We start from the raw sequence: 25,841 nt of genomic DNA on the forward strand, positions 1-25,841 counted from the left end.
GCGAAGCAGTCTGGCATGGAGCATAGAGTTACGAACTGTGTCGTCCTCCACCACGGCGTCCGGCCGTCAGTCGATAACCGAAGCGGCCCCGCTCTCCCTCTGCGCACGTGAGCCACACGTCCCCGCCGACCGGCTGGTCGCGGAGATGGTGCCCCCGCCGCGCTTCGACTCCGTACGCTTCGACACGTACGTACCCGACCCCCAGCAGCCCAGTCAGACCGAGGCGGTCTCGGTCCTGAGCGCGTTCGCGGCGGGGCTCGGCGGAGCGCACGCGGCCGGCGGCGGACACGGCAAGCGGCGCTGGTTCGCCAGAAAGCCCGTGGCGCCCACCGGTCCGCGCGGTGTCTATCTGGACGGCGGCTACGGCGTCGGCAAGACCCATCTGCTGGCGTCGCTCTGGCACGCCACTCCGGCCGCTCCTGAGCAGAAAGCTTTCGGCACGTTCGTGGAGCTGACGAACCTGGTCGGCGCGCTGGGCTTCCAGGAGACCGTGCGGACGCTCAGCGGCCATCGGCTGCTCTGCATCGACGAATTCGAACTGGACGACCCGGGCGACACCGTCCTCGTCTCCACCCTGCTCGGCAAGCTGGTCGACGCGGGCGTGGCACTGGCCGCGACCTCGAACACCCTGCCGGGCAAGCTCGGCGAGGGCCGGTTCGCCGCCGCCGACTTCCTCCGCGAGATCCAGGGCCTGTCCGCGCGCTTCCGTCCGCTGCGCATCGACGGTGAGGACTACCGGCACCGCGGACTGCCCGCGGCGCCCGCCCCGTACTCCGACGAACAGGTGACCAGGGCCGCGTACGCGACCGAGGGCGCCAGTCTGGACGACTTCCCCGGGCTGCTCGAACATCTCTCCCGGGTCCATCCGAGCCGGTACGGAGCGCTCACGGACGGGGTGCGGGCCGTCTGCCTCACGGATGTCGCGCCGGTGCCCGACCAGTCGACCGCGCTGCGGCTGGTCGTCCTCGCGGACCGGCTGTACGACCGGGAGGTGCCGGTGCTCGCCTCCGGGCTCCCCTTCGACCGGCTGTTCAGTGAAGAGATGCTGAACGGCGGCTACCGGAAGAAATACTTCCGGGCGATCTCGCGGCTGACGGCCCTGGCGCGAGACGCGAAGGGGCTGGTCGCCGAGTAGGTTCGGTGGCGTAACTCCGCGGCGTCGCAAGGCCGTACGCGCCGTGGCGGCGTGACCATCCGACGCCGCGGCATCTCGACGCCGTAACACCGCGCGTCATCGCGTCTGCTGTACTCACACCCGTATCACCACGACCAAGCAGAAGGGTTCCACCATGGCCACCACGCGCCAGGCGCACACGGTCTGGGAGGGCAACCTCCTCCAGGGCACGGGCACCGTCACCTTCGACTCCTCCGGCATCGCCGACCAGGAGGTCTCCTGGCCCTCCCGCGCGGAGGCGGCGAACGGCAAGACCAGCCCGGAGGAGCTGATCGCGGCGGCCCACTCCAGCTGCTTCTCGATGGCGCTCTCCAACGGTCTGACGAAGGGCGGCACGCCGCCGACCAGGCTGACCACCCAGGCCGACGTCACCTTCCAGCCGGGCACCGGCATCACGGGTATCCACCTCACCGTTCAGGGCGTGGTCCCGGGTATCGACGCGGCGGACTTCGAGAAGGCCGCCGAGGACGCCAAGGCGAACTGCCCGGTCAGCCAGGCGCTCACCGGCACGACCATCACGCTGAGCGCGTCGCTGGCCTGACGCGACATCTGAGGCACGGGCGTGTTGCGAACGTCCCGCCCGGCCCGCGCCGCGGGCGGGCGGCGCCACCTTCGCAACACGCCCTCGCCGTGACCCGCGTGGTTCACGTGTCACACCCCACCGTGCTACACACATGCGGGTCACGTTTCCTGTCCGCCAACAGGGAGTTGCCTCATGTCCGCAACACGACGTCAGATCCTCGCCCGCACCGGCGCCACCGCCGCGGGTATCACCTTCAGCGGAGCGCTCTCCGAGCTCTTCTCCGGCACCCCCGCCGCCGCCCAGGGACTCGGTCACCGCGGCTACGGTCCGCTGGTCACCGACCCGGACGGGCTGCTCGATCTTCCCCGGGGGTTCGGCTACAAGGTCCTCTCCAGGGAGGGCGATCCGCTGCGCTCCGGCGAGGGCGCGGTCCCCAGCAACCACGACGGCATGGCCGCCCTCCCGGGCCGCCGGGGACGCGTGCATCTGGTCCGCAACCACGAGAACCGCGCCACCGCCCCGTTCCCCGTTCCCGCCGTGCCCGGCCTCACCTACGACCCGATGGGCAAGGGCGGTTGTACGGCGCTGGAGCTGGACGGCCGCAACAACGTGCTCGGCGAACGCGTCGCCCTCGCCGGGACCGCCGTCAACTGCGCGGGCGGCCCCACCCCCTGGGGTACCTGGCTCACCTGCGAGGAGACCGAGGACAGAGCCGGCACCAACGGCTACACCAAGGACCACGGCTTCATCTTCGAGGTCGACGGCGCCGATCCGCGCCGCACCGGCGCCGTACCGCTGACCGCCATGGGCCGCTTCCAGCACGAGGCGATCGCGATCGATCCCGGCACGGGCATCGTGTACGAGACGGAGGACGCCTTCGACCGGCCGTTCGGGCTCTTCTACCGCTTCCTGCCCCGGAAGCCGCTCGGCGGGACGGGATCGCTGCGCGCGGGCGGCGACCTGGAGGCCATGCGGGTGCCCGGGGTGCCCGATCTGTCGGCCGTCCAGGAGCCGGGCACCTCCTTCGACCGGGTGGAATGGGTCCCCGTACCCGACCCGCTGGCGCGCGAGACCCCGGTCCGGCTCCAGGACTTCGGGCCCAAGGGCATCACCCACGCGCAGAAGCTGGAGGGCTGCTACTGGGGCGAGCGCGCGGTCTACTTCGTGTCGAGCTTCGCGCGCAGCGCGGAGGGCTCGGCGGCGGACCACTACGGGCAGGTGTGGAAGTACGAGCCGAAGAGGCGCCGGCTCACGCTGGTGATCGTCTTCGGCCCCGGCACGGACATCCAGCTGCCCGGCGAGTCCCCCGACAACATCTGCCTCGCGCCGAGCGGCGGCCTGATGGTGTGCGAGGACGGCGGAGGCGCCCAGCATGTGTTCGGCGTGACCCGCCGGGGCGAGGTGTACGCGCTGGCCAGAGGCGCCCAGAACATCGGCACCGCGGAGGAGCCCGAGTGGGGCGAGTTCGCGGGCGTCACCTTCTCACCGGACGGCGCGACGATGTACGTGAACTGCTATACGCCGGGCACGACCTTCGCCGTGACCGGCCCCTGGCAGGAGTAGCCGGGAGCATCCCTCCGCGGCGGCGTCAGCGGTCGCAGAACGCCCCGATCCGACGCACCCTCTAAGGAGCCTGAGGAGCCGACCTAAGGGGTGCGCAGTGGCCAAGAAGGACAAGAAGGACAAGGCAGCCGGGAAGCGGCGACAGCCGCCACCGGCGCTCCGTGAGCTGCTGCGCATCCCCGAGGGCGAGCCCGTCGACCTCTCCTCGTACGACTCCCGGGCCACGCCGGGCGGCCCGGCGGACAAGGCGGCGGCGCTCGCCGCCGTCCCTCCGCTGGCGCAGCGTCTGGCAGGTCTCCAGGAGCGGCTGTACGCGGCCAGCACGGCGGGCGGCCCGCACCGGGTACTGCTGATCCTCCAGGGCATGGACACCAGCGGCAAGGGCGGCACGATCAAGCATGTGATCGGCCATTTCAACCCGGCGGGCTGCCGGATCAGGGCCTTCAAGACCCCGACCCCGGAGGAGCGGAGCCACCCCTTCCTGTGGCGCGTCAGACGGGCGCTCCCCGAGCCGGGCGAGCTGGGGATCTTCGACCGTTCGCAGTACGAGGACGTCCTGATCGCCCGCGTACGGGAACTGGTCCCCCGCCGTGATCTGGGCCGCCGCTACGGCCAGATCAACCGTTTCGAACAGAGCCTCGCCGACAACGGCGTGACGATCGTGAAGGTCTTCCTCCACCTCGGCCGCGACGAGCAGCACGACCGGCTCCTGGCCCGGCTCGACAACCCGGACAAACACTGGAAGTTCAGCCCGTCCGACATCGAGGACCGCGCGCTGTGGCCCGCCTACCAGGAGGCCTACGAGCTGGCCCTGTACCGCTGCTCGACGGCGGCAGCCCCCTGGTACCTGGTCCCGGCGGACCGCAAGTGGTACCGCAACTGGGCGATCAGCACGCTGCTGCTCGAACACCTGGAGGCGCTGGATCCGGAGTATCCGGAGGCCGGCTTCGACGTCGAGGAGAGCCGCCGGCAGCTGCTGGCGACGGACTGATCCCGGGCGTCACCGGGAAGCCGGGCGTCACCGTACGGGGCGACTTCGGCGTGGGCGAGCGCCGTGCGACCGTTCCGGGTGGATCATCATATATTTTCCATGAATGACCACATATGTACGTATTCTCGCCGCCGTCGCCGTTCTGGGTGCCGCGCTCGCCGGCTGCGCCGACGGCGCCGGCAAGGCCGTGATCTCCGGTTCCTCCGGCGCGCGCGCCGCCGTGACCGCCACTCCCGGGGCGTTGAAGGCGCCGCCGACCCTGGCCCCCGGCCCCGACGGACTGACCCCGGTCTTCAAGCGTGGGAACCCGGCCGCGGGCAAGACCGTGGCACTCACCTTCGACGCCGATATGACGGCCGATCAGGGAACCCGGGCGGCACGCGGCGAGCGGTTCGACAACCCTTCGCTGATCGCCCTGCTGCGCCGGCTGGAGGTGCCCTCGACGGTCTTCATGACGGGCCGCTGGGCCGAGGAGTACCCGACGCAGGCGAAGGAGATCGGCGAGGACCCGCTCTTCGAGATCGCCAACCACTCCTACAGCCACCACGCCTTCACGGCCGACTGCTACGGGCTGCCCCGGGTCGGCGAGACGCAGATGAACGACGACGTGCAGCGGGCGTTCACCGCGTTCCGCGAGGCGGGGGCGCGCAATGTGGTGCCGTACTTCCGCTTCCCCGGCGGCTGCTACGACGACGCGGCGCTCCGGGCGCTGGCGCCCTCCAAGGTAACCGCCGTCCAGTGGGACGTCGTCAGCGGCGACGCCTTCGCCACGGACGCGGAGGCGGTCGCGCAGCAGGTGCTGGAGGGGGTGAAGCCGGGGTCGCTGGTGGTGATGCACTGCACGCGCAGCGCGGCGCCGGCGACGGAGGAGGCCGTGGAGCAGATCGTCCCCGAGCTACGGAAGCAGGGCTACCGGTTCGTCAAGGTCTCCGAGCTGATGAGCCACTGACCGACCGACCGACCGGGCGTGGCCGGGGGTGGGGGTGAGGGTGAGAGTGGGCGCGGCCGGGAGGGGACAGCAGGACAGCGGGAAGGCCGTCAGCCCGAGCACGCTGTCCGCTGGGCCTCCTGCCACTCGCAGACGGGACAGAGCGTCGCGCCCTTGACCGTTTCCGGGTACTCCGTCGGCTTCGCGCACAGGACGCAGTCCGCGTACACGACCTGCTCCGACCTCTCGTGGGCTTCCGCCCCCTCGCGGGCTCGGGCCAGGTCGTCCATCGCGTCGTCCGTCACATCTGCCATCGCGTCTTCCGCCATACCGGCGAGCGTACTCAGCCCCGCCGCGTCGCGACCGCACAGGCCACCGCGCCCGCCGCCGCGGCCAGCAGCGCGGCGGCGGCGAAGGGCAGCCCCGGCACCTGCACGACGCCCGTCCGCGAGCCCGTCACCAGCCCGGTGATCGCGTACTTCGCCGGAGACCCGGTGCCGATCAGGGCCGTCAGGACGGCCAGCAGCGTGACGAGCAGCGACCACCCCCGGGCGCGCAGCAGCGGTCTCGCGCACAGCGCCCCCGCCGCCGCCCCGAGCAGCAGACAGACCGCCGCGGCCAGCAGCCCGGCGCCCCCCGCGGCCACCCGGGACACGTCGACCGTGTGGTCCGCGTTCTTCGGCTCGCTGATCACCGTGACCGTCAGCGTGGCCGCCGTCCCGAGCACCCCCGCGACGACCACGGCGGCCAGCAGCGTGGCGAGATGGGCCCGAAACGTTCCCTTCGCGGCGGCGGTGACCGCACGGGCGGCCGGCGGTTCCTGGGTGACGCAGATCCGGACCAGCCAGGCGGTGACGGGCAGCAGCGCCGCGGCCGTGTAGCCGAGCGAGTCCAGGACCGGCTGCCCCGGCCGGACCCCGACCGCGAGGAAGACCCCGTACAGCAGGAGCGGCGGCAGCCAGCGCTGCGAGCGCAGCAGCAGGGCGGTCTGATAGCGCAGCAGGGCGGTCATGCGGAGGGGTGCCTCGTTGTCGTGGAGGAGGAGGCCGGTCCGGAGGACGGCGGGCCCGAACACGTCGTACCGGAAGGCGGGATGGCGGGGGCCTCGGCGGCGGGCGGCGGTTCGGCCGCGGCCCCTGCCTCCCTGATGTGCCACGGCGGGCGCGCCGTCAGCAGCGCCCGCAGCAGCGCGTCGGAGTGCACGGCCGGCACGGTCAGCAGGACGGATCCGTCCTGGCACGGCACGGACGCCGGGGAGCCCGGCAGTCCGACGGGCGGCGCCGCCCCCGGCGGGCCCTCGGCCACGATCCGTACGCGCGGTCCGTGTGCGGCGGAGGTCTTGTCCGTACGGCGCACCAGCCCCCGGTCCACCACCGCGTACACCGCGTCCGCGGCCCCCGCCAGCCGCAGCGGGTCGTGGTCGACGAACACGACGGTGCCGCCCGCCGCGACGCGTTCGGCGACCGCCCGGTCCAGTTCCGTACGGGCCGACGCGTCGAGCCCGGTCCATGCCTCGTCGAGCACCAGCAGTTCGGGGCCGGCCAGCAGCGCCTGCGCGACCGCGACCTTCTGACTGGTCCCCTTGGACAGTTGGGACATGGGGGTACGGAAGTGTCCTGCCGCCCCGAACCGCTCCAGCCACTCGGCGGCGCGGGCCTCGGCGGCCGTGCCCCGCAGCCCGTGGATCCGGCCCAGACGCACCAGATAGCCACCGGCCGTGAAGGGCAGCGAGACCGGGAAGCGCTCGGGAACGTAGGCGGTCCGCGGGCGGCCGGTGAGCCGGCCCTCGGTCGGCGTGTCGATGCCGGCGAGCAGCCGCAGCAGGGTGGACTTCCCGCTGCCGTTGGCGCCCTCGGCACGCACCAGGGTGCCCGCGGCCAGATCGAGATCGATCCCCCGCACCACCCAGGGTCCCCGGAGGCCGTAACGACGGCCCACGCCCCGCAGAGTCCTCACCATGGAGGGGCGGCCGGCCCCGGTCAGTGTGCGGCGGCCTTCTGCGGGGTGCCCTCGCTGGGCCGGACGATGACGAAGCCCTCGCCCTGGAGCATCAGCTGGACGGCCTCGCCCGAGCCGCCGCGGATCATCGAGCCGACGGACTGCGAGCGGTGCAGCGAGGTGCTGAGCTGCGCGCTCCACCCGACGACCGCGTCGGTGTCGACGTACACCGGGGCCTGGCCCGTGACGGGTATCACGATGGGGTTGCCCTCGCATATGACGCCGAGCTTCCCGTAGCCGGTGAAGAGGCTGTTGAAGAGCCCGCCGCCGGTCATCCCGGCGCCCTTCACCGTCTTGATCTCGTACGAGAGGGTCGGGTCGAAACAGAGCACGTTGCGGCCGTTGATGGTGAGCGCGTCGCCCTGCTCGATATCGACGATGAAGCAGTTGGCGGCTTCCTGCGCGAACCACGCCTCCCCCTGGCCGCTGACCGTCATCAGCGGCAGGCCCTCGCCTGTGACGGCGCGCTTGAGCAGACCGCCTATGCCCTGGCCCTTGCGTTCGAACTGGAGGCTGCCGCGGAAGGCGATCATGGATCCCTGCCGTGCGTACATCTCGCCATGGACGGCGTACTTGATCGACTTGGAGTTCTGCAGCGTCATCCCGGGGGCGGTGGCCGGCTGCGCCAGGTACTGGTCGGAAAAGAGATCGCTCTTCATGCCGTGCATACTCACCCGGACGCGTGTGTTCCGCCAAGAAGGGTTTGCCCAAGAACCAAGGAAAGCGGGACCCGCGCTGGCTGGCAGACTGGATCCGTGAGCAGTGACATCAGCGACCGCGGCGACCACGTACCCGACCGGACCTCGCGCGACGAGGCTCCCCAGTTCGTACTGCCGCTGGTGGTCCGGATCGAGAAGGCCGCGCCGCCCGCCCGTACCGACGCCCTGGAGACGGCCGCCCGCGCGGTGCTCCTCATGCTCTCCGACGAGCGGTCGGAGGGCGAGGGAGAGTGGGCGAGGGCCGTACGGGAGTGGCAGGATGCCCGGATCCGCAAGGTGGTGCGGAGGGCGCGCGGCGCGGAATGGCGCCGCGCCTCGGCGCTCCCCGGGATCACGGTCCTGGGCACGGGGCCCGCGACGGAGACGTCGTCCACCGCCGAGGTACGGGTCTTCCCTCCCGTCCCGCTCGACGGCTGGCCCAAGGAGCTGGCCAAGCTCCAGGTCTCCGGCACCGAGCTGGACGACGCCGGGGCACCGCCCGCACCGGACCCGGAGCTGCCCGTGCTCTGGTTCAGCCCCGAGCTGGCCATGTCGGCGGGCAAGTCCATGGCCCAGGCCGGGCACGGCGCCCAACTCGCCTGGTGGGAGCTGTCGGACACGGAACGCAAGGCGTGGCGCGAGGCCGGCTTCCCGCTCGCCGTACGTACGTCGGGCGCCGCGCGCTGGCGCGAACTCACCACCAGTGGACTGCCGGTGGTCCATGACGCCGGATTCACCGAGATCGCCCCCGGGAAGACCGTGGTGGCCGAGGGGGGCAGCCGCCTCTGCCCCCTCCCGCGTAAGCGGTAAGCGCCGGCAGTCGGCGAACTCCGAGCGTGCTCTCGCGCGCGAGCACGCTCGGGAACCCCTGGCGTCGCGGGCCCGGCTGTCAGTCGGAGACGACGTGGAGGATCGCCGTACCGTCCTCGCCCGTCGCCGCCTGGATCACCACGGCGTGCGGCTGGGGACTCGGCCGGGCGGCGTCCCCCAGACCGCCGCAGGAGTTGCCGCTGCCGTTGTCGCGCAGGACCGTGATGCACCCTTGCCCCGGGCCGGTCGCCCCGCCCTTGGACTCTCCGTTGTCCGACGTCACCACGTAGGCGACCGTGTCGGGCCCGACCTCGGTCACGGACAGGGTCGCCGGACCGGCCGGGCCCTTGATACGGAACGTCACCGGCTCGGTCACCGCGATCTCGCAATTGCCGTCCGCGCAGGCGCCCACGTCACGCCCGTCCGCCGTGGACACCGACGGCCGCGCGGAAGAGGGTTGCGCGGAAGAGGGTTGCGCGGAAGGGGACTTCGAGGTCCGCCCATCGGGTGAGGCCGCCTTGCCGGACTCATCCGAGCCGCCGCATCCGGTCACCGTCACGGTGGCCAGCGCGGCGAGTACGACGCCCGTCCCCCACCGGTACGAGCGCCCTGTTCGCGGCCCGCGTGCCGCTGCCGTCGTGCCCATCACGTTCCCCCGTTGTCCCGTCCCGCCCGCGTGGGCTCGGTGTCCGGCAGCCAGTCTTCCCCCGTGGCACCGTCGCCACGCGCCACACGCCACGCCGACGGGAAGAGAACGGAGCGCTCGGGAGGGAATCGGGAGGGAAAAGGAGCGCCGGCGCGGGCGCGTCGCTGATCATCCGGCGCCGCGGAGCTGAACGCTCCGGCCGCGGCGTACGTATCTCCCGGTACCGCGAAGCGGGTTGACCAGCCGGTCGGTCGGCGGTTGGTTCAGCGGAGTCGTCATTCGGTTCGGGAGGCACCACATTGTTGCGACGCATCAACGGTACGGCGCTCATCATCGCGGCACTGGTCGTCACGGTCGGGGCCCTGGCCTTCCCCGTCTGGTCGTACGCCGACCGCTCCGGTACCGGTCAGGCGAACCTCAACGCGTCCAGTGTGGCCACCCAGTGGGGCCCGCTCTCCGCGACGGACCGCGACCTCCTGGTGAAGGTGCGGCTGGCGGGACTCTGGGAGCTGCCGGCCGGGCAGCAGGCCATCGAGCGCGCCCCCAGCCAGGCGATCAAGGAGTGCGGTGACCATCTGGTCGTCGGCCACACCGATCTCGACAAGCGGGCCCGCAATGTCGCGGCGAAGCTCGGGGTCGAGCTGCCGAACCAGCCGAACGAGCAGCAGCAGGGCTGGCTCAGGGAGTTGTCGGCCGCCACCGGCCAGGAGTACGAGCGTAAGTTCGCCAATCTGCTGCGCAATGCCCACGGCAAGGTCTTCGCGCTGATCGCGCAGGTCCGGCACACCACCAGAAACACGCTGATACGGCAGCTGGCGAGTGACGCCAACCAGACGGTCCTGGACCACATCACCATGCTGGAGGCCACCGGCATGGTCGACTTCGACTCGCTCGCCAACGAGGCGGCGGGCACCATGACGGCCAGCCCGACCGGACCGCCGCCCCCGAACGGGAATCTGCCGCCCGCGCCGGACGCCGTGGCGCCTTCCGGCAACGACACCTTCACCTCCCGGCCCTCCACCCAGCCGGGCGCCCCGACGGCGATCAACACCAGCCGGCCGGCGCCGGGGACCGATCCGTAGAAACCCGTCGGCACGTGAGCCCCGGCGCCGGGAGACGACCCGGCGCCGCCGTGGAACCTCAAATCATCCTCTGAACGTCCCCCTCTGCGGATTCACCGGCGCGCCGCGGGGTCATCACCTCTGCACCGCGCCCGTCGCGGACGGCGGACGGGGGACGACCTCGGACACCGAGGAGGGGGAGCCATGAACGACACACCACAGCTGGGGATCGGCATCGGCTGGCGCCCGGAGATCGCGGACACGGTCGAGGCGCTGTCCGGTGTCGACTGGGTCGAGGCCGTCGCGGAGAACATCTGCCCCGGCCATCTGCCCGACTCGCTGGTACGGCTGCGGGAACGCGGCGTCACCGTCGTACCGCACGGGGTCTCGCTCGGCCTCGGCGGAGCGGACCGTCCGGACGCGCGGCGGCTCGCGGATCTCGCGGAGCGCGCCGAGGCCCTCGGCGCGCCTCTGGTCACCGAGCACATCGCGTTCGTACGGGCCGGCGGGGCGCTCACCGCGTCCCCCGTCCTGGAAGCGGGTCATCTGCTGCCGGTCCCGCGTACCCGGGACGCCCTGCGCGTGCTCTGCGAGAACATACGCATCGCCCAGGACTCGCTGCCCGTGCCGCTCGCCGTGGAGAACATCGCCGCGCTGATCAACTGGCCCGACGAGGAGATGAGCGAGGGCCGGTTCCTCGCGGAGCTGGTCGAGCGCACGGGCGTACGGCTGCTGATCGATGTCGCCAATCTGCACACCAACCATGTGAACCGGGGCGAGGACCCGGCGAAGGCCCTGGACGAACTGCCGGTCGAGGCCATCGCGTACGTCCATGTCGCGGGCGGCGTCGAACGCGACGGCGTCTGGCACGACACCCACGCGCACCCGGTCACCGCGCCGGTGCTGGACGTACTGGCCGAGCTGCGCGCACGGGTCGCCCCGCCGGGCGTCCTGCTGGAACGGGACGACGACTTCCCGCCCGCGGCGGAGCTGGCCGGTGAACTCACCACGATCCGCGAGACGATCACGGCCGCGGCGGCCGTCGCGCCCCCGTGCCCGCCGACAGGAACGGGGACAGGAGCGCGGACGAGAGAGGTGACGGGAGCGGTGACGGGAGCGGTGACGGAGGAGCGCGACGCGGGCGGCACCGACGCCGCCCGCGGCCGCCTCGCGCTCGGTGAGGCCGCCCTGCTCTCCTCGCTGGTCGCCGGCACACCCGCACCCGAGGGGTTCGATCCACGGCGGCTGCGCGTCCAGAGCCGCGCCCTCGCCGCCAAACGCGCCGGGGTCGTCGCCAAGATCGCACCCGAGCTGCCGGAGATCCTCGGCGAGGGCTTCCGCCCGGCGTTCCTCGCGTACGCCGCGCACACACCCATGCGCGGCGGATACCGCCGCGACGCGCTCGACTTCGCCGAGAGCCTGCTGATCGAGAGGCGCCCCGAGGACTCCGCCGCCCGGCGACGGCTGACTCTCTGGTGGCGTGAACGGGCCGCCTCGCGGCCACCGCGCCGGGCGACCCGTATCTTCCGCGTGGCCCGCGCCGCGCTGGCGGGGAGGTGAGGGCGGTGACGACGATCCTCCTCATCGCGGTCCCGCTCGCGGTCGCCGTCTCGTCCGTGCTGCTGATCGCCGGGGTGGTCCGCTCGCGCGGCGGGGTGACGGGCACTCCCGCCGTCCACGACGTGTGGGAGGCCGCCTTCCTCGGCGGCGGTCCCGGCAGGGTCGTGGACGCCGCGCTCGCCGGGATGCACGCGGACGGCCGGCTGGCCATCGGCGGCCCCGGGATCGTCGCCGTCATCCGGCCCGTCGCCCATCACCCGGTGGAGCAGGCCGTGCTCCAGGAGCACGCCATGGCGCCCAGCGGCGCCCTGCACGCGCTGCGCCTCGCGGTGATGCGCGCCCCCGCCGTACAGCAGGTGGGCGACGCGCTCGCGGCGCGCGGGCTGGTGGCACCCCGCGCGCGGACGCGCCCGTGGCGGACCTGGGGCGTCACTCAGGGGGTGCTCTGTTTCATCGCCCTGCCCGCGTCGTTCATCGCGGGCGCGGTGGCGACCTTCGGCTCCTCCGGGTCCGGTGCGGGCGGGATGTGGGCGTTCGCGCTGTTGCCGTTCCTGTTCGGGGGCACGGTCACGGGGTTCGTCTGCGCCGCCTTCGCCGGGCGGCGGATCACCGGAGCGGGGCGGCGGGCGCTGCGCGGCTTCGTCGTGGGGCTCGCGCACACCGACGCCTCGGCGGCGCACCAGGTCGCGGCGCACGGGGTGGCGGGGGTGCCGGACCCCGAGCTGCGGGAGCAGTTGCGCACCGCCGCGCGGCTGCGGCCGGGGCGTGACTTCGCGCCCGCGGCACATATGTCCGCCGGCGTGGTGGCCTGGTGCTCGGGCGCCGATCCCGGGTCGGGCACGGGATGCGGGGGTTCGGGGTCGGGCTGTGGCGCGAGCTCCTGCGGCGGCGGTTCAGGCGGTTCCGGCGGGTCAGGCGGGGACGGGGGCGGAGGCGGCAGCAGTTGTGGCGGCGGAGGCGGAGGCTGCGGGGGTGGCGGCGGAGGCACGTGAGGACCGGGTTCCGCGCGGCACATCCCGCCCCGTACGGCCACTCCTCGGACCCTTCGGAGTGGCCGTACGACGCATCGGGGTCATTGCGGCCGACACCGCGCACGGATGCTTGTCCGGCTCCGCCGCGCTGCTGACCCTCTGTCTGCGGATCACTCTCCGATCCGTACGCACCGAAGGGAACGCGATGAGAGCAGTAGCGAAATACGGGGCACTGGCCACCCTCGGCTCCGTGGTCCTGTCGGCCCTCGTCGCCGCCCCCGCGGACGGCGCGGACGCCACCGCCGGCGCGGCCCGTGGTGTCGTCCGCGCCGCCCAGCGCGCCGCCACCACCGGCATCACCTTCGGCGCCTGCCCCAAGGCCGAGCGGCTGCCCGCCCCCATCGTCTGCGGCACGGTCGAGGTCCCGCTCGACTACGCCGAGCCCGACGGCCGGACGATCCGTCTCACCGTCAGCCGTGTGCCCGCGAGCGGGGGTCCGGAGCGGCGGCAGGGCGCGCTCGTCTTCAACCCCGGCGGCCCCGGCGCCTCCGGCATGTACTTCCCGATGGCGGCCGAGGTGCCCCACTGGAAGCGGATCGCCGAGGCGTACGACCTCATCGGCTACGCACCGCGCGGAGTGGGCCGCTCCGCGCCGCTCTCCTGTGAGAATCCGGCGGACTTCGGCAGAGCCCCGACGCAGTCCCCGGTCCACCCCTCGGAGTCGTACAAACGCGAGCGGATCGCCGAGGCCAAGGCGTACGCGCGGGGCTGCGCCCGCGGCGCCGGCGCGGCGCTCCCCCACTACAACTCGCTGAACAACGCCCGCGACCTGGATGTGCTGCGCGCGGCGCTCGGCGAGCAGAAGCTGACCTTCATGGGCGCCTCGTACGGCACCTACTTCGGCGCGCTCTACGCGACGCTCTTCCCCTCGCACGTGGGCCGGATGGTCTTCGACTCCGCCGTGAACCCGGACCCCGAGCAGGTCTGGTACCGCAACAACCTCGACCAGTCGGCCGCCTTCGAGCGGCGCTGGGAGGACTTCCGTACCTGGGTGGCCAAGCATGACGCGACGTACCACCTGGGCACCGACGCCGAAGCGGTGCGCCGGAGTTACGAGAAGGTGCGCGCCGGGGTCGCGCACAAGCCGGCCGGCGGGAAGGTCGGGCCGGGGCAGCTCCAGGCGGCGATGCTCGGGGCGGGCTACTACGACGACTACTGGCCGTCGCGCGCCTCGGCCCTCTCCGCGTATCTGAAGGGCGATCAGCAGCCGCTGATCGCACAGGCCGCGCCCCGTCCGGCCGCCGCCGCGGAGAGCGAGAACGCCAACGCGGTCTATACCGCGGTCGAGTGCGGTGACGCGCCCTGGCCCACGGACTTCGCGGTGTGGGACCGCGACAACACCGCGCTCGCGCGGCACGCGCCGTTCGAGACCTGGGACAACGTCTGGATGAATCTGCCGTGCGCCTACTGGACTGCGCCCCGGCAGCGTCCGGCCGAAGTCCGCACCCTGCCGGGCCAGTTGCCGCCGACGCTGATCCTGGCCGCGGAGCGGGACGCGGCGACGCCGTACGAGGGCGCGGTGGAGCTGCACAAGCGGCTGGCCGGTTCGGCCCTGGTGACCGAACGGGACGCCGGTACGCACGGGGTGTCGGGCGGCGGCAACGCCTGTGTCACCGCGATCGTCGAGGACTACCTGCTGCACGGAAGGACACCGGCGCGGCGCGCCGAGTGCGCGCCGCACGCGGAGCCGGACCCGGTGTCGGCGGAACCGGCCAACAGGCTTGTCGACCTGCACAGAAGGCACAACCCGGGGGCTCGTTTCTGAGCGTGCGGGAGCACGACGTGGGAGCACCACGCGGGAGCACCGCGGGAGCACGACGCCGGAGCACCCTGGGAGCACCACGCGGGAGCACCGTGAGAGCCGCCGTCCGCCCACCGCTCAGCGTGGTCCGCCGGCCAGCACCTCCAGCGGGTCGGCCTCGCCCTCGCAGGAGAACGCGGAGGCGCGCATGGCGTCGATCCGTTCGCGCTGCTCCGCCTTCGGCAGCGCCGTAAGCCTCTTCCACGCGGAGCGGGCGGCCTTCTCCGCCATCTCGGCCGCCGGGCCGGGGGCGGAGGGCAGCATCCGGAAATCCCCCATGACCCAGCTCGACGCGACGCTCTGCACATCGAGCCCCCCGAAGGAACACTCCGGTGCCATGCCCAGGCCGAGCAGCGCCCGGGTCAGATCCTCGTCGGTCTTCGCGTAACGCACCACCTCGTCGTCGAAGTCGATGAGCACGTCCTCGCGGGACCGTTCCTTCACCTCGAGGTACGGCACGATCGTGGTGCGCTCCCGGATCCCGGCCGGTGCCCGGCTGCCCAGGGCTCCCTTCATCAGGCCCAGCGCCTTCTCGCCCGGACCCGTGAGGCCGGCCAGGCGGGTCCGCTGCATCGCGGTGACGCACACCGCGCCGTCACAGACCTTCTCCGCCGCGGCCTTGTCCAGGACGTACGTCTCCTCCGGCGTGGAGGGCAGGATGAGCAGGGCCACCGCCCCACCCACCACGGTGGGGACCAGTGCGAGCAGCCGGGCGCGCCTGCTGGCCGCGGCCAGCAGGCCGAAGCCCGTCGCGGTCAGCGCGATCACCCAGACCACCTGCCCGGCGTGCACGGACGCGGAGAGCGTGAAGAGCGTCTCCCGCGTTTCCCTGACCGCCGGGGCCAGCAGTGCGATCCGGCCCCACGGGCCCGCGCCCCTGGCCTCCTCCCAGGTACCCACCCCGCTCGCGAGGGGGGCCGACTGGATCAGCAGGAGCTGGCCGAGCAGGAAGGCCGCCATGGTCGCCATGGGCGGGGTGAACACGGAGGGCAGGCTGCGCCCGATCCCGATGCCCAGCACCGCCCCCGCGGCGAGGAAGAGCGCCCCCACCAGTGATACCGGCACCCAGCCGACGTGCGTGTACTCGGTGTGGGCGAGTACCTGGACCCCACCGATCACGACGAGGACGGCGAAGGCCGAGGCCAGCACGACCGCTGACGTCCCCCCGAGCGAGGCCGCGCGGTGCCAGGCGGGCCGCGGCGTGCTCGACAGCAGCTCGGGCATCTTCGAGCGGCTGTCCCGCAGCCCCTGCAGGGCCCCGGCGCCCAGGGCGAGCGGCCACGCGTAGAACAGCACGCCGCGGGTCCACATCGCCATGGACGTCCACTGGGCCGTCCACGCCGAGGAGTCCTCCGCCGCGTCGCCCCCCAGCAGGAACAAGAACACCACGGTGCTCGCCGTGATCCCCAGGCCCGCCCACGGGGCGAGGGAACGCCGTGTCTCGATGCGCAGAATCCGGCCGTTCACCAGGTGCCCTTTCCCTGCTCGGTGGGGGAGAGCAGCGCCGAGTAGCCGCGCTCCAGCGGGCTGTCGCCCACATGCCCGGAGGTGCCGGCCGCGGCGAGCTCGTCCGGGGTGCCCTGGAACACCAGCCTGCCCTCGGCGAAGACCACCACGCCGGTGCAGGCGGCGGCGATGTCCTCCACCAGGTGCGTGGAGACCACCACGCACGTGTCGGTGCCGAGCTGTTGCAGCAGTTCGCGGAAGCGCAGCCGCTGGGCGGGGTCCAGTCCGGCCGTCGGCTCGTCCAGCAGCAGGATCTTCGGGTCGTTGACGATGGCCTGGGCGATGCCGACCCGTCGCACCATGCCGCCGGAGAGGGCCTTCATCTTGTCGTCGGCGCGGTCCGCCAGCCCCACGCGATCCACCGCGTGCTGGACCTTCGCGGGGATGTCCGCCTTGGGCACCTCCTTCAGCCACGCCATGTACTCGACGAACTCGCGTACCGTGAAGCGCTTGTAGTAGCCGAACTCCTGCGGCAGGTAACCGATCCGGCGGCGTAGCGCGCGGTGCTCGCCCAGGCCGCCCGCCGGCTCACCGAGGAGTTCCAGCGTGCCTTCCGTCGGGCGCCGCACGGTGGCCATCGTCCGGATCAGCGTCGTCTTGCCGGCTCCGTTGGGGCCGACCAGCCCGTGCACCCCCGTGCCGAGCGACAGGTCGAGCCCGTCCACCGCCATGCGGTTCTTGCCGACCCTGACCTTCAGCCCCGTGGCCCGGACCTCCCAGGCGTACGTCTGCGGCGCGATCCCCGTCGCGCTCACCGCGGTCATCATGGTGCGTTCCTCTCCTGCGTCCACCGATGAGTTCCCAGCGCGGAGCGCGCGAGGGCGGCACGGCGCCCCGCCCCCTGAGGGGCCGTTCTCACTGGTCTCACGCCCGCTAGACGGACGGCCCGCACGTCAGGATTTCCCACCGCGTATGACCCCCGTCACATGCGGGGAGAACAGCTGACGGCGCGGATACGCAGTACTCGCACCACGCGATGTCCCAAGGGCGGGCCCGGGGCGAACGGAACGGCATGGGAGCTAGAACACGTCGCGCAGGGTCTCCAGGAGGCGGGCGATGTTCGCCTCGTCGCGGCGGTAGTAGGTCCACTTGCCCCGGCGGGTGGCGACCACCAGCCCCGCCTGCCGCAGCATCGCGAGGTACTGCGAGGTGGTCGACTGCCCCAGACCCGCACGCTGCTGGATGTCGGTCACGCAGACACCGATCTCGACGTCGTCGGGCTCCTGGCCGGGGAAACTCATCGGCTCCTTGAGCCACACCAGCATCTGGCGGCGGGCCGGGTTGGACAGGGCCCGGAACACAGCCAGCAACTCCGCCTCCGAGAACACGCGGTGATCGTAACGCATGTACATATTGACGATTCGCGATATCTCGATCTAATCTCATCGCATGCCGACTTCGATGCGTGTGATGGAACTCGTCCGCTTCGGTGCCGCGGACACCGCGTTCGCCGCCCGAGAGCTGCCCAGACCCACTCCCGGACCCGGCGAGGTGGTGGTGCGCGTGCTGGCCACGTCCGTGAACCCTCTCGACCTTCAGACCCGGCGCGGGGACTACCGCGACCAGGTGGCGCTGCCCGCGGTGATCGGCAATGACGTGTCGGGCGTGGTGGTAGAGACCGGCCCTGGGGCGGACGACTTCCGGCCGGGCGACGAGGTCTGGTACCTGGCGCCGATGTTCACCGGGCGGGGAACCTACGCCGAGTTCCACGTGGTCGACCAGGCCCTGGCCGCCCGCAAGCCCGCGCGGCTGTCGCACGTCGAGGCCGCCGGTCTCGCGCTCGTGGGCGTGACGGTGTGGGAGGCGCTGGTCGAACGCGCCGGGCTGCGGGTCGGGGAACGGGTCCTGGTGCACGGCGGAGCGGGCGGGGTCGGCTCGGCCGCGATCCAGCTCGCCCGCGCGATGGGAGCCGAGGTGGTCACCACCGCGCGGGCAAGGGATCACGAGTTCGTCACCGGACTGGGAGCCGACATCGCGATCGACTTCTCGGCCGGTGACTACGTGCCGCAGGTCCGCGCGCTGGGTGGGGTGGACGTCGTGCTGGACACGGTGGGCGGGGACACCCTCACCCGCAGCCCGGAGGTCCTCGCCGACCGAGGCCGTGTGGTGTCCATCGTGGACATCCCCGAACCCCAGAACCTGCTCGCCGCGTGGGGCGTGAACGCGACCTACCACTTCGTCTTCGCCGGCCCCGGCCGGGCGAAGCTCACGGCCCTCGGCCGGCTGGTCGACCGGGGCGGACTCCGGCCGGTGATCGGCGCCGTGCTGCCGCTGGCCGACATCGCACAGGCGCACGCACTGCTGGAAGGCGGCTCTGCCGGCGAGGGCCGCGGACGCCCACGCGGCAAGATCGCCGTCGCCGTGCACCCCCTGGACGAGTCTCCGCGCCGGACCACGTCCTCGCCTTGAGCGACTCGGCCGTCCTGGGCCGGGACGTTCGCGCCTCGATGCCAGCGAGTAGCGCGACAGCACCTCCGGCGTCAGGACGGCCTCGGCCACCCTCCAGCGGGCTCGGCGCGGTCGGCTAGACCAGGCGTATCACCGCCGCGGGGCAGCGGGCCGCGGCGTCGCGTGCCGCCTCGTGCCGCTCGGACGGGGGGCTGTCGTCGAGGACGACGACCAGGCCGTCGTCGTCCTGGTCGAACACCTCGGGGGCGGCCAGCACGCAGACCCCCGCCGCCACGCACTTGTCGGTTTCGGTATGCACACGCATCAGAGCACCTCGTCCCAGGCGACCGGCAGTGCGGTGGGTCCGGTCACCACCGTGTCGGTCTTGAATTCGATCTGCTCGAACGGAACGGCCAGACGCAGGCTGGGGATCCGGCGCAGCAGTGTTTCGAGCACGGTCTTCAGTTCGAGTCGCGCCAGTTGTTGCCCGGCGCACTGGTGCGGGCCGTGGCCGAATCCGATGTGCCTGGCGGCGTCGCGGGTCACGTCGAGCCGGTCGGCCTCCGGGAACTGTTCCGGGTCGTGATTGGCGGACTGGATGGCGGCGATGACGAAATCGCCCGCCGGTACGCGCTGTCCGCCGATCTCGGTGTCGCGGGTGACCACCCGCATGATGCCGACACCGACGCCGAGGAACCGCACCAGCTCCTCCACCGCGCCCGGTACCAGCGCCGGGTCGTTCCGCAGGGCCGCGAACTGGTCGGGGTGGTGCAGGAGTGCCAGCACGCCGTAACTGATCATGCTGGCCGTGGTGTCGAAGCCCGCGACGAGCAGACCCGCCGCCGTCGCGACCAACTCGGTGTCGGTGAACGGCTGTTCGCTGCGGTCGCCCCGTTCGATCAGGTTGCTGAGGATGTCAGCACCGGGCTCGTGTCGCCGTCGGCGTACGAGGGTGTGCAGGTAGCCGAAGAGCGCCTCGAACGAGGCGGCTTTCTGCTCCGGGTCGGAGGTCGCGGTGAAGAGCGCGGCCCCCGCCTCCTGGAACAGCGGGTGGTCGGTGGCGGGGACTCCCAGCAGTTCGGCGATGACGGTGGAGGTGAGCGGTACGGCGAACTGCTGGTAGAGGTCCACCGGCGGGGCCGACTCGCCGAGTGCGTCGATCCGTTCGTCCACGATCCGCTGCACTGTGGGGCGGAGCTGTTCGATGCGTTTGATCATGGAGAGTTCGGGCCCCAGGATCCGGCGGAACCGCAGGTGCTCGGCCCCGTCCATCCGTGAGAACGCGCCCTCCGTCACCGGCGCGTCGGGCGGCATGTCGGCCAGGACGTGGGCCGCCTGTCCTGAACGGTTGCTGAATCGCTCGGGATCGCCCAGCACTTCGCGTACGTCGGCGTAGCGAGTGACCAGCCACGCCTCGATGCCGGTGGGGCCCACCACTCTGGCCACCGGAAGGTCGGTCCTGAATCCGGCGACCTCGGGCGCCGGCCGGAAGGGGCATTCCCGCTCGCGTGGAAGCGGCAGCGGGAGCGGGGGTTCAGCGCCGGAGAGGGGGGCGTGAGCGGAAACAGCCATGGCATTCCCGTCGGTCGTGGGGGCATTGGTGCACGACATGCAAAATGTCTGCAACGGACAAATTAGCACTCGCGACCACACCCCGCACCCCTCACCCGGAGAATGACCGGATCAGTTGCGGCGGAGAACCACCGGGGGTACTTTGCGGCGACGCGTCATCCACAGGAAAGGTCGGGGCTGTTCGTGCGTACGAATGTCCCGGAGACGGCGGGGCTGCGGGAACGGAAGAAGCTGCACACGCGCCGGGCGCTGATGGAAGCGGCGACCGAACTGTACGAGCGCAAGGGTTTTCACGCGACGTCCCTGGAGGACATCGCCGCGGTGGTGAACGTCTCGCCCCGGACCCTGACCCGTTACTTCGGCTCGAAGGAAGGCGTGATCCTCGGATACGAGGACGACGACCACGCCGCCCTGCTGCGCGAACTCGCCGCACGTCCGCCCGGGGAATCCCCGCTGGAGGCTCTGCGGGCCGCCACCCTGGCCGTCATCGACGGCAGTTCGGGCGAGGACGGCGAACGCTACCTGCGCGTCCAGCGCCTGATCCTGGCCAACCCGCCCCTGCTGGCCAGGAGTCTGGAACGGACCACGGAGCAGTGCCATGTGCTGGCGGGTGTGCTCGCCGGACGCATGGGAGTGGACCCCGACGCGGACATGCACCCGCGGCTGGTCGTCGGAGTGGTGGGGGCGGCGGTGCAGACCGCGAAGGAACGCTGGCTGCGCGCCCCGGGCGAGCCGGCGGAGCGGTTGCCGGACCTGGTCCGGAAGGCCCTCGACCTTCTGGAGCCGTAGGCCGGGCACGTCCGGCCCGGACCACGCGGTGATGCCCACGGGCGGCGAGGATGTCGTCCCGGCGTCCGGCTGCCGGACGCAGCCGGACGCCGGCACTCAGCAATCGAGAATGGCCCGGCAGACCGCGAGGACCCGCGGTCCTGGCTCGCCGAGGGCGAGAGCCGTCGCCTGCTCCCGAATCGTGGGGTGGGCGAAGACGAGCCTGGCGCTCACGTCCTCGTCGAGGAGCGCTCCGATCCGCGTCGTCATCCGGGCCGCTTGCAGCGACGTACCGCCCAAGGAGAAGAAGCTCGTCTCCGGGTCGACCTCCCCGGCGAGGCCGAGGGTCTCCGTCCAGAGCATGGCGAGCACCGACTCCACAGGCCCGGAGGCTTCCCCCGTACGGGACGATCCGATCGGCAGGGCACGCGAGGCCAGTGCCAGTCGGTCCACTTTCCCGTTGGCGTTCAGGGGAAACGCCTCCAGGATCTCGATCGCCGCCGGCACCGCCACCCGTGGCACGCGGGCGGCGGCATGGTTCAGCAGTTCCGGTACCGAGACGCGCCCGTCCGGCTCGGGAACGACGTGACCGACCAGCCGCTTCCCCCCTCCTGCCTGGCGCAGGACGACGACCGCGTCCTTGACCGCCGCGTGTCGGCGCAACGCGGCCTCGACCTCCGCGATCTCCACCCGAATCCCGTTGATCTTGACTTGGAGATCGGACCTCCCCATGAACTCGATGGTGCCCTCGGGCCGTCGGCGCCCGAGGTCGCCGGTCCAGTACGCGCGCCGGTCGGAGCCGGCGCGTGGCCGGAAGGCCGTGCTCGTCTCCTCCCCGATATATCCGCGTGCCAGCCCGACCTCGCTCTCCACACACATCTCGCCGGTGACCCAGTCCGGGACCTCATGTCCCTCGGCATCGACGATGTAGTACCGCTGGTTGCGCATCGGGACGCCGTAGGGGATCGACGGGCCGTCGCAGACGTACCCCGCGGGGAGCGGGTTGATGATCGACCACACACACGTCTCCGCGGGACCGCCGGACGCGACGACCGAGATGCCCGGGAACACCTTCTCAGCGCGCGCCGGAAGATCGACGGGAATCCAGTCACCGGCGAGCACCACGGCGCGCAGCCCTTCCAGCGTCCGCCGACGCTGCTCGGCGTGGTCGACCAGCAGCTCGAACAGCGCCGGCGCGGAGTTCCAGACCGTCACACCTCGCGACTCGACGAGCTCCAGCCAGTGGGCGGGATCCACACCGCGGTCCGCGTCCGGCATCACCACCGAGCCACCGGCCATGAACATGCCGAAGACGTCGTACACCGAGAGGTCGAAGTGGAAACCGGAGACCGCGAGGACCCGGTCCCGGGACGAGACCCGCAGCTGTTCGTTCATATGGGCGAACGCGTTCGCCGCGCCTACGTGCGGTACGACGAGGCCCTTGGGCTTCCCGGTGGAGCCGGAGGTGTAGATGACGTACGCGTCGTCGCCGACCGCCGGCCCGCCTCGTTCGAGTGGCTCGTGGGTGAGGAGTTCGTCCATCCGTACGACCGTCTTCGTACCGAGGTCCCGCCCACGCTGTTCGAGTGACCGCTCGGTGATGATCAGCGCGGCCCCGGCGTCGTGCAGCACCGCCCGCAGTCGCGCGTCGGGCTGCTCGGCGTCGAGCGGGAGATAGGCCAGTCCGGCGGCGGCGACGGCGTGTGCGGCGAGTATCTGCTCCTGGCTCTTGGGCAGGAGCACGGCCACCGGGGCCCCGGCAGGGGCGAGTCCGACGATCCCCTCGGCCGCCCGGAGTATCCGCTCGGCCAGCTCTCCCCGGGTCACGACGGAGCCGTCCGCGGCGATGAGAGCGGCGTGGCCGGGGTCGTCACGCGCGCCGTCCAGCAGCGCCCGGGTGAGCGGCAGCCGGGGAACCGGGCCGTCGGTGTCGTTCATGGTCCGGCGTCGTTCGAGCTGCTCCGGCGGGATGAGGTCGAACCGCTCGCACTCCCATGCCCCGGGGTCGTCGACGAGACGCCGCATCAGCCGGCCGAAGGCGCCGAACATGGCGGAGATCATGCCGGGGGGAAAGGCGGAGAGCCGGTGGTCCCAGCTCCAGTGGAGCTCCCCGTCGAGCTCCGCGACCTGGAAATCGAGGCTCACCTGCGGGGTCTGGGTACTCGTGTGGACGGCCTCCCCCAACGCGGTGTGGAACTCCTGCGGAGGCTGGCCCAGCAGACTGGTCAGCACGACCGGGAAGCCGACCTCGGTCCGCCCGCGGAGGAAAGCCAGCTTACGGGCGACATGGATCCCGCTGAAGTCGCTGTGCGGCAGGTCCTCCCACAATTGGCGCTGGGCCCGCTGCGCGCGTGCGGCGAATGTCGCGCCGTCGCCGCGCATCTCCAGCAGCACGGTGCTCGTGAAGTCACCCACCACGCCGCTGAACGCGTCCCCGGCACGGACCGCCGGGAACACGGGAACGTTGACGACGAAGTCGGGGCCGCTCCCCCAGGCGCGCAGAACCTCGGCGAACACCGCGGCGAGCAGGGCGGTCGGGGTGACCGACCGGTGTGCCGCCTGCCGCGTGAGACGGCCCGTCGTCCGCGCGTCCAGCGCGTCCTCCAGCCGGACGAACGTGGTCTCGTCGCCGGTCGCGGAACCGGACCCGGGCAGTGCGGGAGCGGGCGGCAGCGTCTCCAGCCGATGCGTCCAGTACTCCTCGGCACGCCGCCACGCGGGACCGGTGGCCTCCTCGCGCTCGCGCTCCAGGACGAAGTCCCGGAACGTCACGCCGGGCGCGGGGGGCAGCGGCGCGCCCCGGTACAGGGCCGCCAACTCCGGTACCAGCACATGGAAATAGCTCCACGCGTCGGCGACCAGCAGATCGAGGCTGAAGTGGACGCGCTGCCGCCCGTCCGGCAGGAGTGTCACCTGGACGTCCCACAGCGGGAACGTCATGGGGTCGAACAGCCTGTGCGACTGGGCGGTGCGCAGGCGCCCGAGGCTCTCGTCCGCCTCCTCGGGAGACAGCCCGGTCCAGTCGTTGAGGGTGACCTCCCACGCAGGTGGGTCGGCCAGCACCCGTTGACCTCCCTCGGGGCACATCACCGTGCGCAGCGCCGGGTGGCGGTCCACCAGCGTGCGCCACGCGGCGGCGAGTGCCCGGGGATTCGCGGTCGCCGACTCCCACTCCCAGTAGCCGTGGCAGCCGACCGAGCCGTAGTCCATCCCGGCGTCGCGCCCCACCAGATAGGCCTCCTGAGTAGCCGTCAGCGGGAAGACGTCCTGGGCGTCGTCCGTGCCGTGCCGTTCCTTGGCCATACGCTCCCCGGTCATGGCAGCATCGCCTCCTTCGGACCGGCCGTGGCGGGTTCGCGCCTGGCCGGAAGGTCGTCCAGCTCCCCGCAGATCTCGGTCATCCGGCGGCGCGCCTCCGTACGGGCCGCGTCCGGCAACGTGTACGAGGTGTCACCCGTGACCTCCACGGCCCGCAGGACGTCGGCGACCAGCTCGGCCGCCCTGCGGGCGAGGCCGGCGTCTCCGCCTCGCGCCGCGAGCGCGTTCGTGCCGATCCGCAGGCCGCCGGACACGGCCGCGGGCCGTATGTCGCCGGGCACGGCGTTGCGGTTGACGAGGATGCCGCAACTCTCCAGCGCCTTCTCGGCGACCCAGCCGGTCATCCCGGTGCCACGCAGGTCGACCAGGATCATGTGGTTGTCCGTTCCCGAGCTGACGAGCGAGAACCCGCGTTCGGTCAACACCGCGGCGATGCCCCGGGCCGTCGCGAGGATCCGCCGGCAGACGTCGTGGAACTCCGTCGTGGCCACGTAACCGAACGCCCACGCCTTCGCCGCGATCGCGTTGGGCGCGGGGGTGCCCTGGACGCCGGGGAACACCGCGGCGCGCACCCGCCGCTCCAGCGCCGCCGGGTCGGGCACGTCGGTGCCCCCGAGCACCACGCCGCCCCGAGGACCCGCCAGTTGCTTGTAGGTACTGCTGGTCACGAGGTGCGCGTACGGCACCGGCGACGGGTGCAGACCGGCCGCGACGAGTCCCGAGATATGGGACACATCGGCCAGCAACGCGGCACCCGTCTCGTCCGCGATCTTACGGAACATGGCGAAGTCGATCTCGCGGGGATACGCGCTGCCCCCGCAGATGATCACGGCGGGCCGGTGTCTCCGCGCCAGTGCCCGCACCTCGTCCGGATCGATGAGGCCGTCCGGCGTCACACCGTAGTGACGCGCCCCGTACAGGGTGGAGGTGATCGACGAGCGGGCACCGTGGGAAAGATGACCACCCGCCTTGAGGGACATCGACAGCACCGTCCCGCCCTCGGGCATGAGGGCTCGGAGCGCCGCCAGATTGGCGTTGGTGCCGGAGTGCGGCTGCACGTTGGCGAACGGGGATCCGAATACCTCGCGGGCCCGTCGGCAGGCCAGTTCCTCGATGCGGTCGAAGAACTCGCACCCGGAGTGGTACCGGCGGCCCGGATATCCCTCCCCGGTCACGTTGGTCAGGACCGAGCCGTTGCACCACCGCACCTGCCAGGGTGCCGTCGACGCCGCCGCCACCAGCTGCAACGTCTCGCGCTGGCGCCGCTCCTCGGCTGCCAGCAGCGTGAACACCTCGTCGTCGACGGCCGTTCCGTTCCGTTCGGCGTCGGTTGCCGAGTCCATGTCGTCCCCTCCCCTGCGGGTGGCGCCGACCCTAGGTACGGCCGGTCAGAGCGGAGAGAGAAGAGGACGGTGAACTCTGAACCGATTCGTAACCGGCGTTCCTAGACTTGTGCGGGCTCCTTGTCGATTTCCTTATCCGGAGGCGAAAGAGAACCGTGACTG

At 72.0% G+C, this 25,841-nt stretch carries 24 protein-coding genes; 12 read left to right on the forward strand and 12 right to left on the reverse strand.

Annotated features, from left to right (window positions below; translation table 11 throughout):
* The first annotated feature begins 37 nt into the window (after positions 1 to 37).
* The 5 genes from zapE to ACIOGX_RS16775 all read left to right on the forward strand — a co-directional run bounded on the left by zapE (position 38) and on the right by ACIOGX_RS16775 (position 5,200).
* Positions 38 to 1,135 carry a cell division protein ZapE gene (gene zapE / locus ACIOGX_RS16755; RefSeq protein WP_356510467.1) on the forward strand — a complete coding sequence of 366 codons (1,098 nt, stop codon included), beginning with the start codon at positions 38 to 40 and terminating at the stop codon, positions 1,133 to 1,135.
* 154 nt (positions 1,136 to 1,289) lie between these two features.
* The gene (locus ACIOGX_RS16760) at positions 1,290 to 1,715 is read left to right on the forward strand and encodes an OsmC family protein (protein WP_356510469.1); all 426 of its coding nucleotides are present in this window, start codon (positions 1,290 to 1,292) and stop codon (positions 1,713 to 1,715) included.
* Between the two features lie 174 nt (positions 1,716 to 1,889).
* Positions 1,890 to 3,260, forward strand: a complete 1,371-nt coding sequence (locus ACIOGX_RS16765) for an alkaline phosphatase PhoX (protein WP_401913876.1) — start codon at positions 1,890 to 1,892, stop codon at positions 3,258 to 3,260.
* A gap of 97 nt (positions 3,261 to 3,357) precedes the next feature.
* Positions 3,358 to 4,251 (forward strand): PPK2 family polyphosphate kinase, encoded by an 894-nt coding sequence (locus ACIOGX_RS16770; protein WP_383963245.1) that lies wholly within the window; start codon positions 3,358 to 3,360, stop codon positions 4,249 to 4,251.
* Between the two features lie 103 nt (positions 4,252 to 4,354).
* Entirely contained in the window at positions 4,355 to 5,200 is an 846-nt protein-coding gene (locus tag ACIOGX_RS16775; protein ID WP_401913880.1) for a polysaccharide deacetylase family protein, read from the forward strand.
* An 89-nt stretch (positions 5,201 to 5,289) separates the two neighbouring features.
* On the opposite strand, the gene ACIOGX_RS16780 is transcribed toward ACIOGX_RS16775, so the two are convergent.
* The 4 genes from ACIOGX_RS16780 to ACIOGX_RS16795 are packed head-to-tail and all read right to left on the reverse strand — an operon-like array spanning position 5,290 to position 7,836.
* Positions 5,290 to 5,469, reverse strand: coding sequence for a hypothetical protein (locus ACIOGX_RS16780; protein WP_401914247.1), 180 nt, complete (start codon positions 5,467 to 5,469; stop codon positions 5,290 to 5,292).
* Between the two features lie 53 nt (positions 5,470 to 5,522).
* Positions 5,523 to 6,191: an ABC transporter gene (locus ACIOGX_RS16785; RefSeq protein ID WP_401913883.1), complete on the reverse strand. Its 669-nt coding sequence runs from the start codon at positions 6,189 to 6,191 to the stop codon at positions 5,523 to 5,525.
* Complete coding sequence (locus tag ACIOGX_RS16790) at positions 6,188 to 7,138, reverse strand: ATP-binding cassette domain-containing protein (RefSeq protein WP_401913886.1); 951 nt, start codon at positions 7,136 to 7,138, stop codon at positions 6,188 to 6,190. The genes ACIOGX_RS16785 and ACIOGX_RS16790 overlap by 4 nt, the downstream gene beginning before the upstream one ends.
* Before the next feature lie 20 nt (positions 7,139 to 7,158).
* Positions 7,159 to 7,836 carry an AIM24 family protein gene (locus tag ACIOGX_RS16795; protein ID WP_356510483.1) on the reverse strand — a complete coding sequence of 226 codons (678 nt, stop codon included), beginning with the start codon at positions 7,834 to 7,836 and terminating at the stop codon, positions 7,159 to 7,161.
* 96 nt (positions 7,837 to 7,932) lie between these two features.
* Between ACIOGX_RS16795 and ACIOGX_RS16800 the strand changes: the two genes are divergently transcribed.
* Positions 7,933 to 8,685: a peptidyl-tRNA hydrolase gene (locus ACIOGX_RS16800; RefSeq protein WP_401766188.1), complete on the forward strand. Its 753-nt coding sequence runs from the start codon at positions 7,933 to 7,935 to the stop codon at positions 8,683 to 8,685.
* 79 nt (positions 8,686 to 8,764) lie between these two features.
* Here ACIOGX_RS16800 and ACIOGX_RS16805 read toward each other — a convergent pair whose 3' ends face one another.
* On the reverse strand, positions 8,765 to 9,331 hold the full coding sequence (locus tag ACIOGX_RS16805; protein ID WP_401913890.1) for a hypothetical protein: 567 nt from the start codon (positions 9,329 to 9,331) through the stop codon (positions 8,765 to 8,767).
* 302 nt (positions 9,332 to 9,633) lie between these two features.
* Between ACIOGX_RS16805 and ACIOGX_RS16810 the strand changes: the two genes are divergently transcribed.
* The 4 genes from ACIOGX_RS16810 to ACIOGX_RS16825 all read left to right on the forward strand — a co-directional run bounded on the left by ACIOGX_RS16810 (position 9,634) and on the right by ACIOGX_RS16825 (position 14,748).
* Complete coding sequence (locus ACIOGX_RS16810) at positions 9,634 to 10,413, forward strand: DUF4142 domain-containing protein (protein WP_356510489.1); 780 nt, start codon at positions 9,634 to 9,636, stop codon at positions 10,411 to 10,413.
* A gap of 183 nt (positions 10,414 to 10,596) precedes the next feature.
* Positions 10,597 to 11,952, forward strand: a complete 1,356-nt coding sequence (locus ACIOGX_RS16815) for a DUF692 domain-containing protein (RefSeq protein ID WP_401913893.1) — start codon at positions 10,597 to 10,599, stop codon at positions 11,950 to 11,952.
* A gap of 5 nt (positions 11,953 to 11,957) precedes the next feature.
* Positions 11,958 to 12,944, forward strand: coding sequence for a TIGR04222 domain-containing membrane protein (locus tag ACIOGX_RS16820; RefSeq protein ID WP_401913896.1), 987 nt, complete (start codon positions 11,958 to 11,960; stop codon positions 12,942 to 12,944).
* Positions 12,945 to 13,128: 184 nt separating this feature from the next.
* Entirely contained in the window at positions 13,129 to 14,748 is a 1,620-nt protein-coding gene (locus ACIOGX_RS16825) for an alpha/beta hydrolase (RefSeq protein WP_401913899.1), read from the forward strand.
* Between the two features lie 114 nt (positions 14,749 to 14,862).
* On the opposite strand, the gene ACIOGX_RS16830 is transcribed toward ACIOGX_RS16825, so the two are convergent.
* The 3 genes from ACIOGX_RS16830 to ACIOGX_RS16840 all read right to left on the reverse strand — a co-directional run bounded on the left by ACIOGX_RS16830 (position 14,863) and on the right by ACIOGX_RS16840 (position 17,618).
* Complete coding sequence (locus tag ACIOGX_RS16830; protein ID WP_401913901.1) at positions 14,863 to 16,251, reverse strand: hypothetical protein; 1,389 nt, start codon at positions 16,249 to 16,251, stop codon at positions 14,863 to 14,865.
* Positions 16,248 to 17,057 carry an ABC transporter ATP-binding protein gene (locus ACIOGX_RS16835; protein ID WP_401913904.1) on the reverse strand — a complete coding sequence of 270 codons (810 nt, stop codon included), beginning with the start codon at positions 17,055 to 17,057 and terminating at the stop codon, positions 16,248 to 16,250. Before ACIOGX_RS16835 ends, ACIOGX_RS16830 begins: the two co-directional genes overlap by 4 nt.
* A 252-nt stretch (positions 17,058 to 17,309) precedes the next feature.
* Positions 17,310 to 17,618, reverse strand: coding sequence for a metalloregulator ArsR/SmtB family transcription factor (locus tag ACIOGX_RS16840; RefSeq protein ID WP_356510501.1), 309 nt, complete (start codon positions 17,616 to 17,618; stop codon positions 17,310 to 17,312).
* Between the two features lie 61 nt (positions 17,619 to 17,679).
* On the opposite strand from ACIOGX_RS16840, the gene ACIOGX_RS16845 reads away from it, so the two are divergent.
* Positions 17,680 to 18,699, forward strand: coding sequence for a zinc-binding dehydrogenase (locus tag ACIOGX_RS16845; RefSeq protein ID WP_401913906.1), 1,020 nt, complete (start codon positions 17,680 to 17,682; stop codon positions 18,697 to 18,699).
* 115 nt (positions 18,700 to 18,814) lie between these two features.
* Here ACIOGX_RS16845 and ACIOGX_RS16850 read toward each other — a convergent pair whose 3' ends face one another.
* Both ACIOGX_RS16850 and ACIOGX_RS16855 read right to left on the reverse strand, forming a co-directional pair.
* The gene (locus ACIOGX_RS16850) at positions 18,815 to 19,003 is read right to left on the reverse strand and encodes a ferredoxin (RefSeq protein ID WP_356510505.1); all 189 of its coding nucleotides are present in this window, start codon (positions 19,001 to 19,003) and stop codon (positions 18,815 to 18,817) included.
* The gene (locus tag ACIOGX_RS16855; RefSeq protein WP_401913910.1) at positions 19,003 to 20,124 is read right to left on the reverse strand and encodes a cytochrome P450; all 1,122 of its coding nucleotides are present in this window, start codon (positions 20,122 to 20,124) and stop codon (positions 19,003 to 19,005) included. The genes ACIOGX_RS16850 and ACIOGX_RS16855 overlap by 1 nt, the downstream gene beginning before the upstream one ends.
* 309 nt (positions 20,125 to 20,433) lie before the next feature.
* On the opposite strand from ACIOGX_RS16855, the gene ACIOGX_RS16860 reads away from it, so the two are divergent.
* The gene (locus tag ACIOGX_RS16860) at positions 20,434 to 21,039 is read left to right on the forward strand and encodes a TetR/AcrR family transcriptional regulator (RefSeq protein ID WP_401913912.1); all 606 of its coding nucleotides are present in this window, start codon (positions 20,434 to 20,436) and stop codon (positions 21,037 to 21,039) included.
* 96 nt (positions 21,040 to 21,135) lie between these two features.
* Here ACIOGX_RS16860 and ACIOGX_RS16865 read toward each other — a convergent pair whose 3' ends face one another.
* Entirely contained in the window at positions 21,136 to 24,336 is a 3,201-nt protein-coding gene (locus ACIOGX_RS16865) for an amino acid adenylation domain-containing protein (RefSeq protein ID WP_401913914.1), read from the reverse strand.
* Positions 24,333 to 25,679, reverse strand: a complete 1,347-nt coding sequence (gene glyA, locus ACIOGX_RS16870; RefSeq protein ID WP_383963286.1) for a serine hydroxymethyltransferase — start codon at positions 25,677 to 25,679, stop codon at positions 24,333 to 24,335. Before glyA ends, ACIOGX_RS16865 begins: the two co-directional genes overlap by 4 nt.
* Between the last annotated feature and the right edge of the window lie 162 nt (positions 25,680 to 25,841).

This window comes from Streptomyces sp. NPDC088147 (assembly GCF_044741565.1).
Lineage (GTDB): Bacteria > Actinomycetota > Actinomycetes > Streptomycetales > Streptomycetaceae > Streptomyces.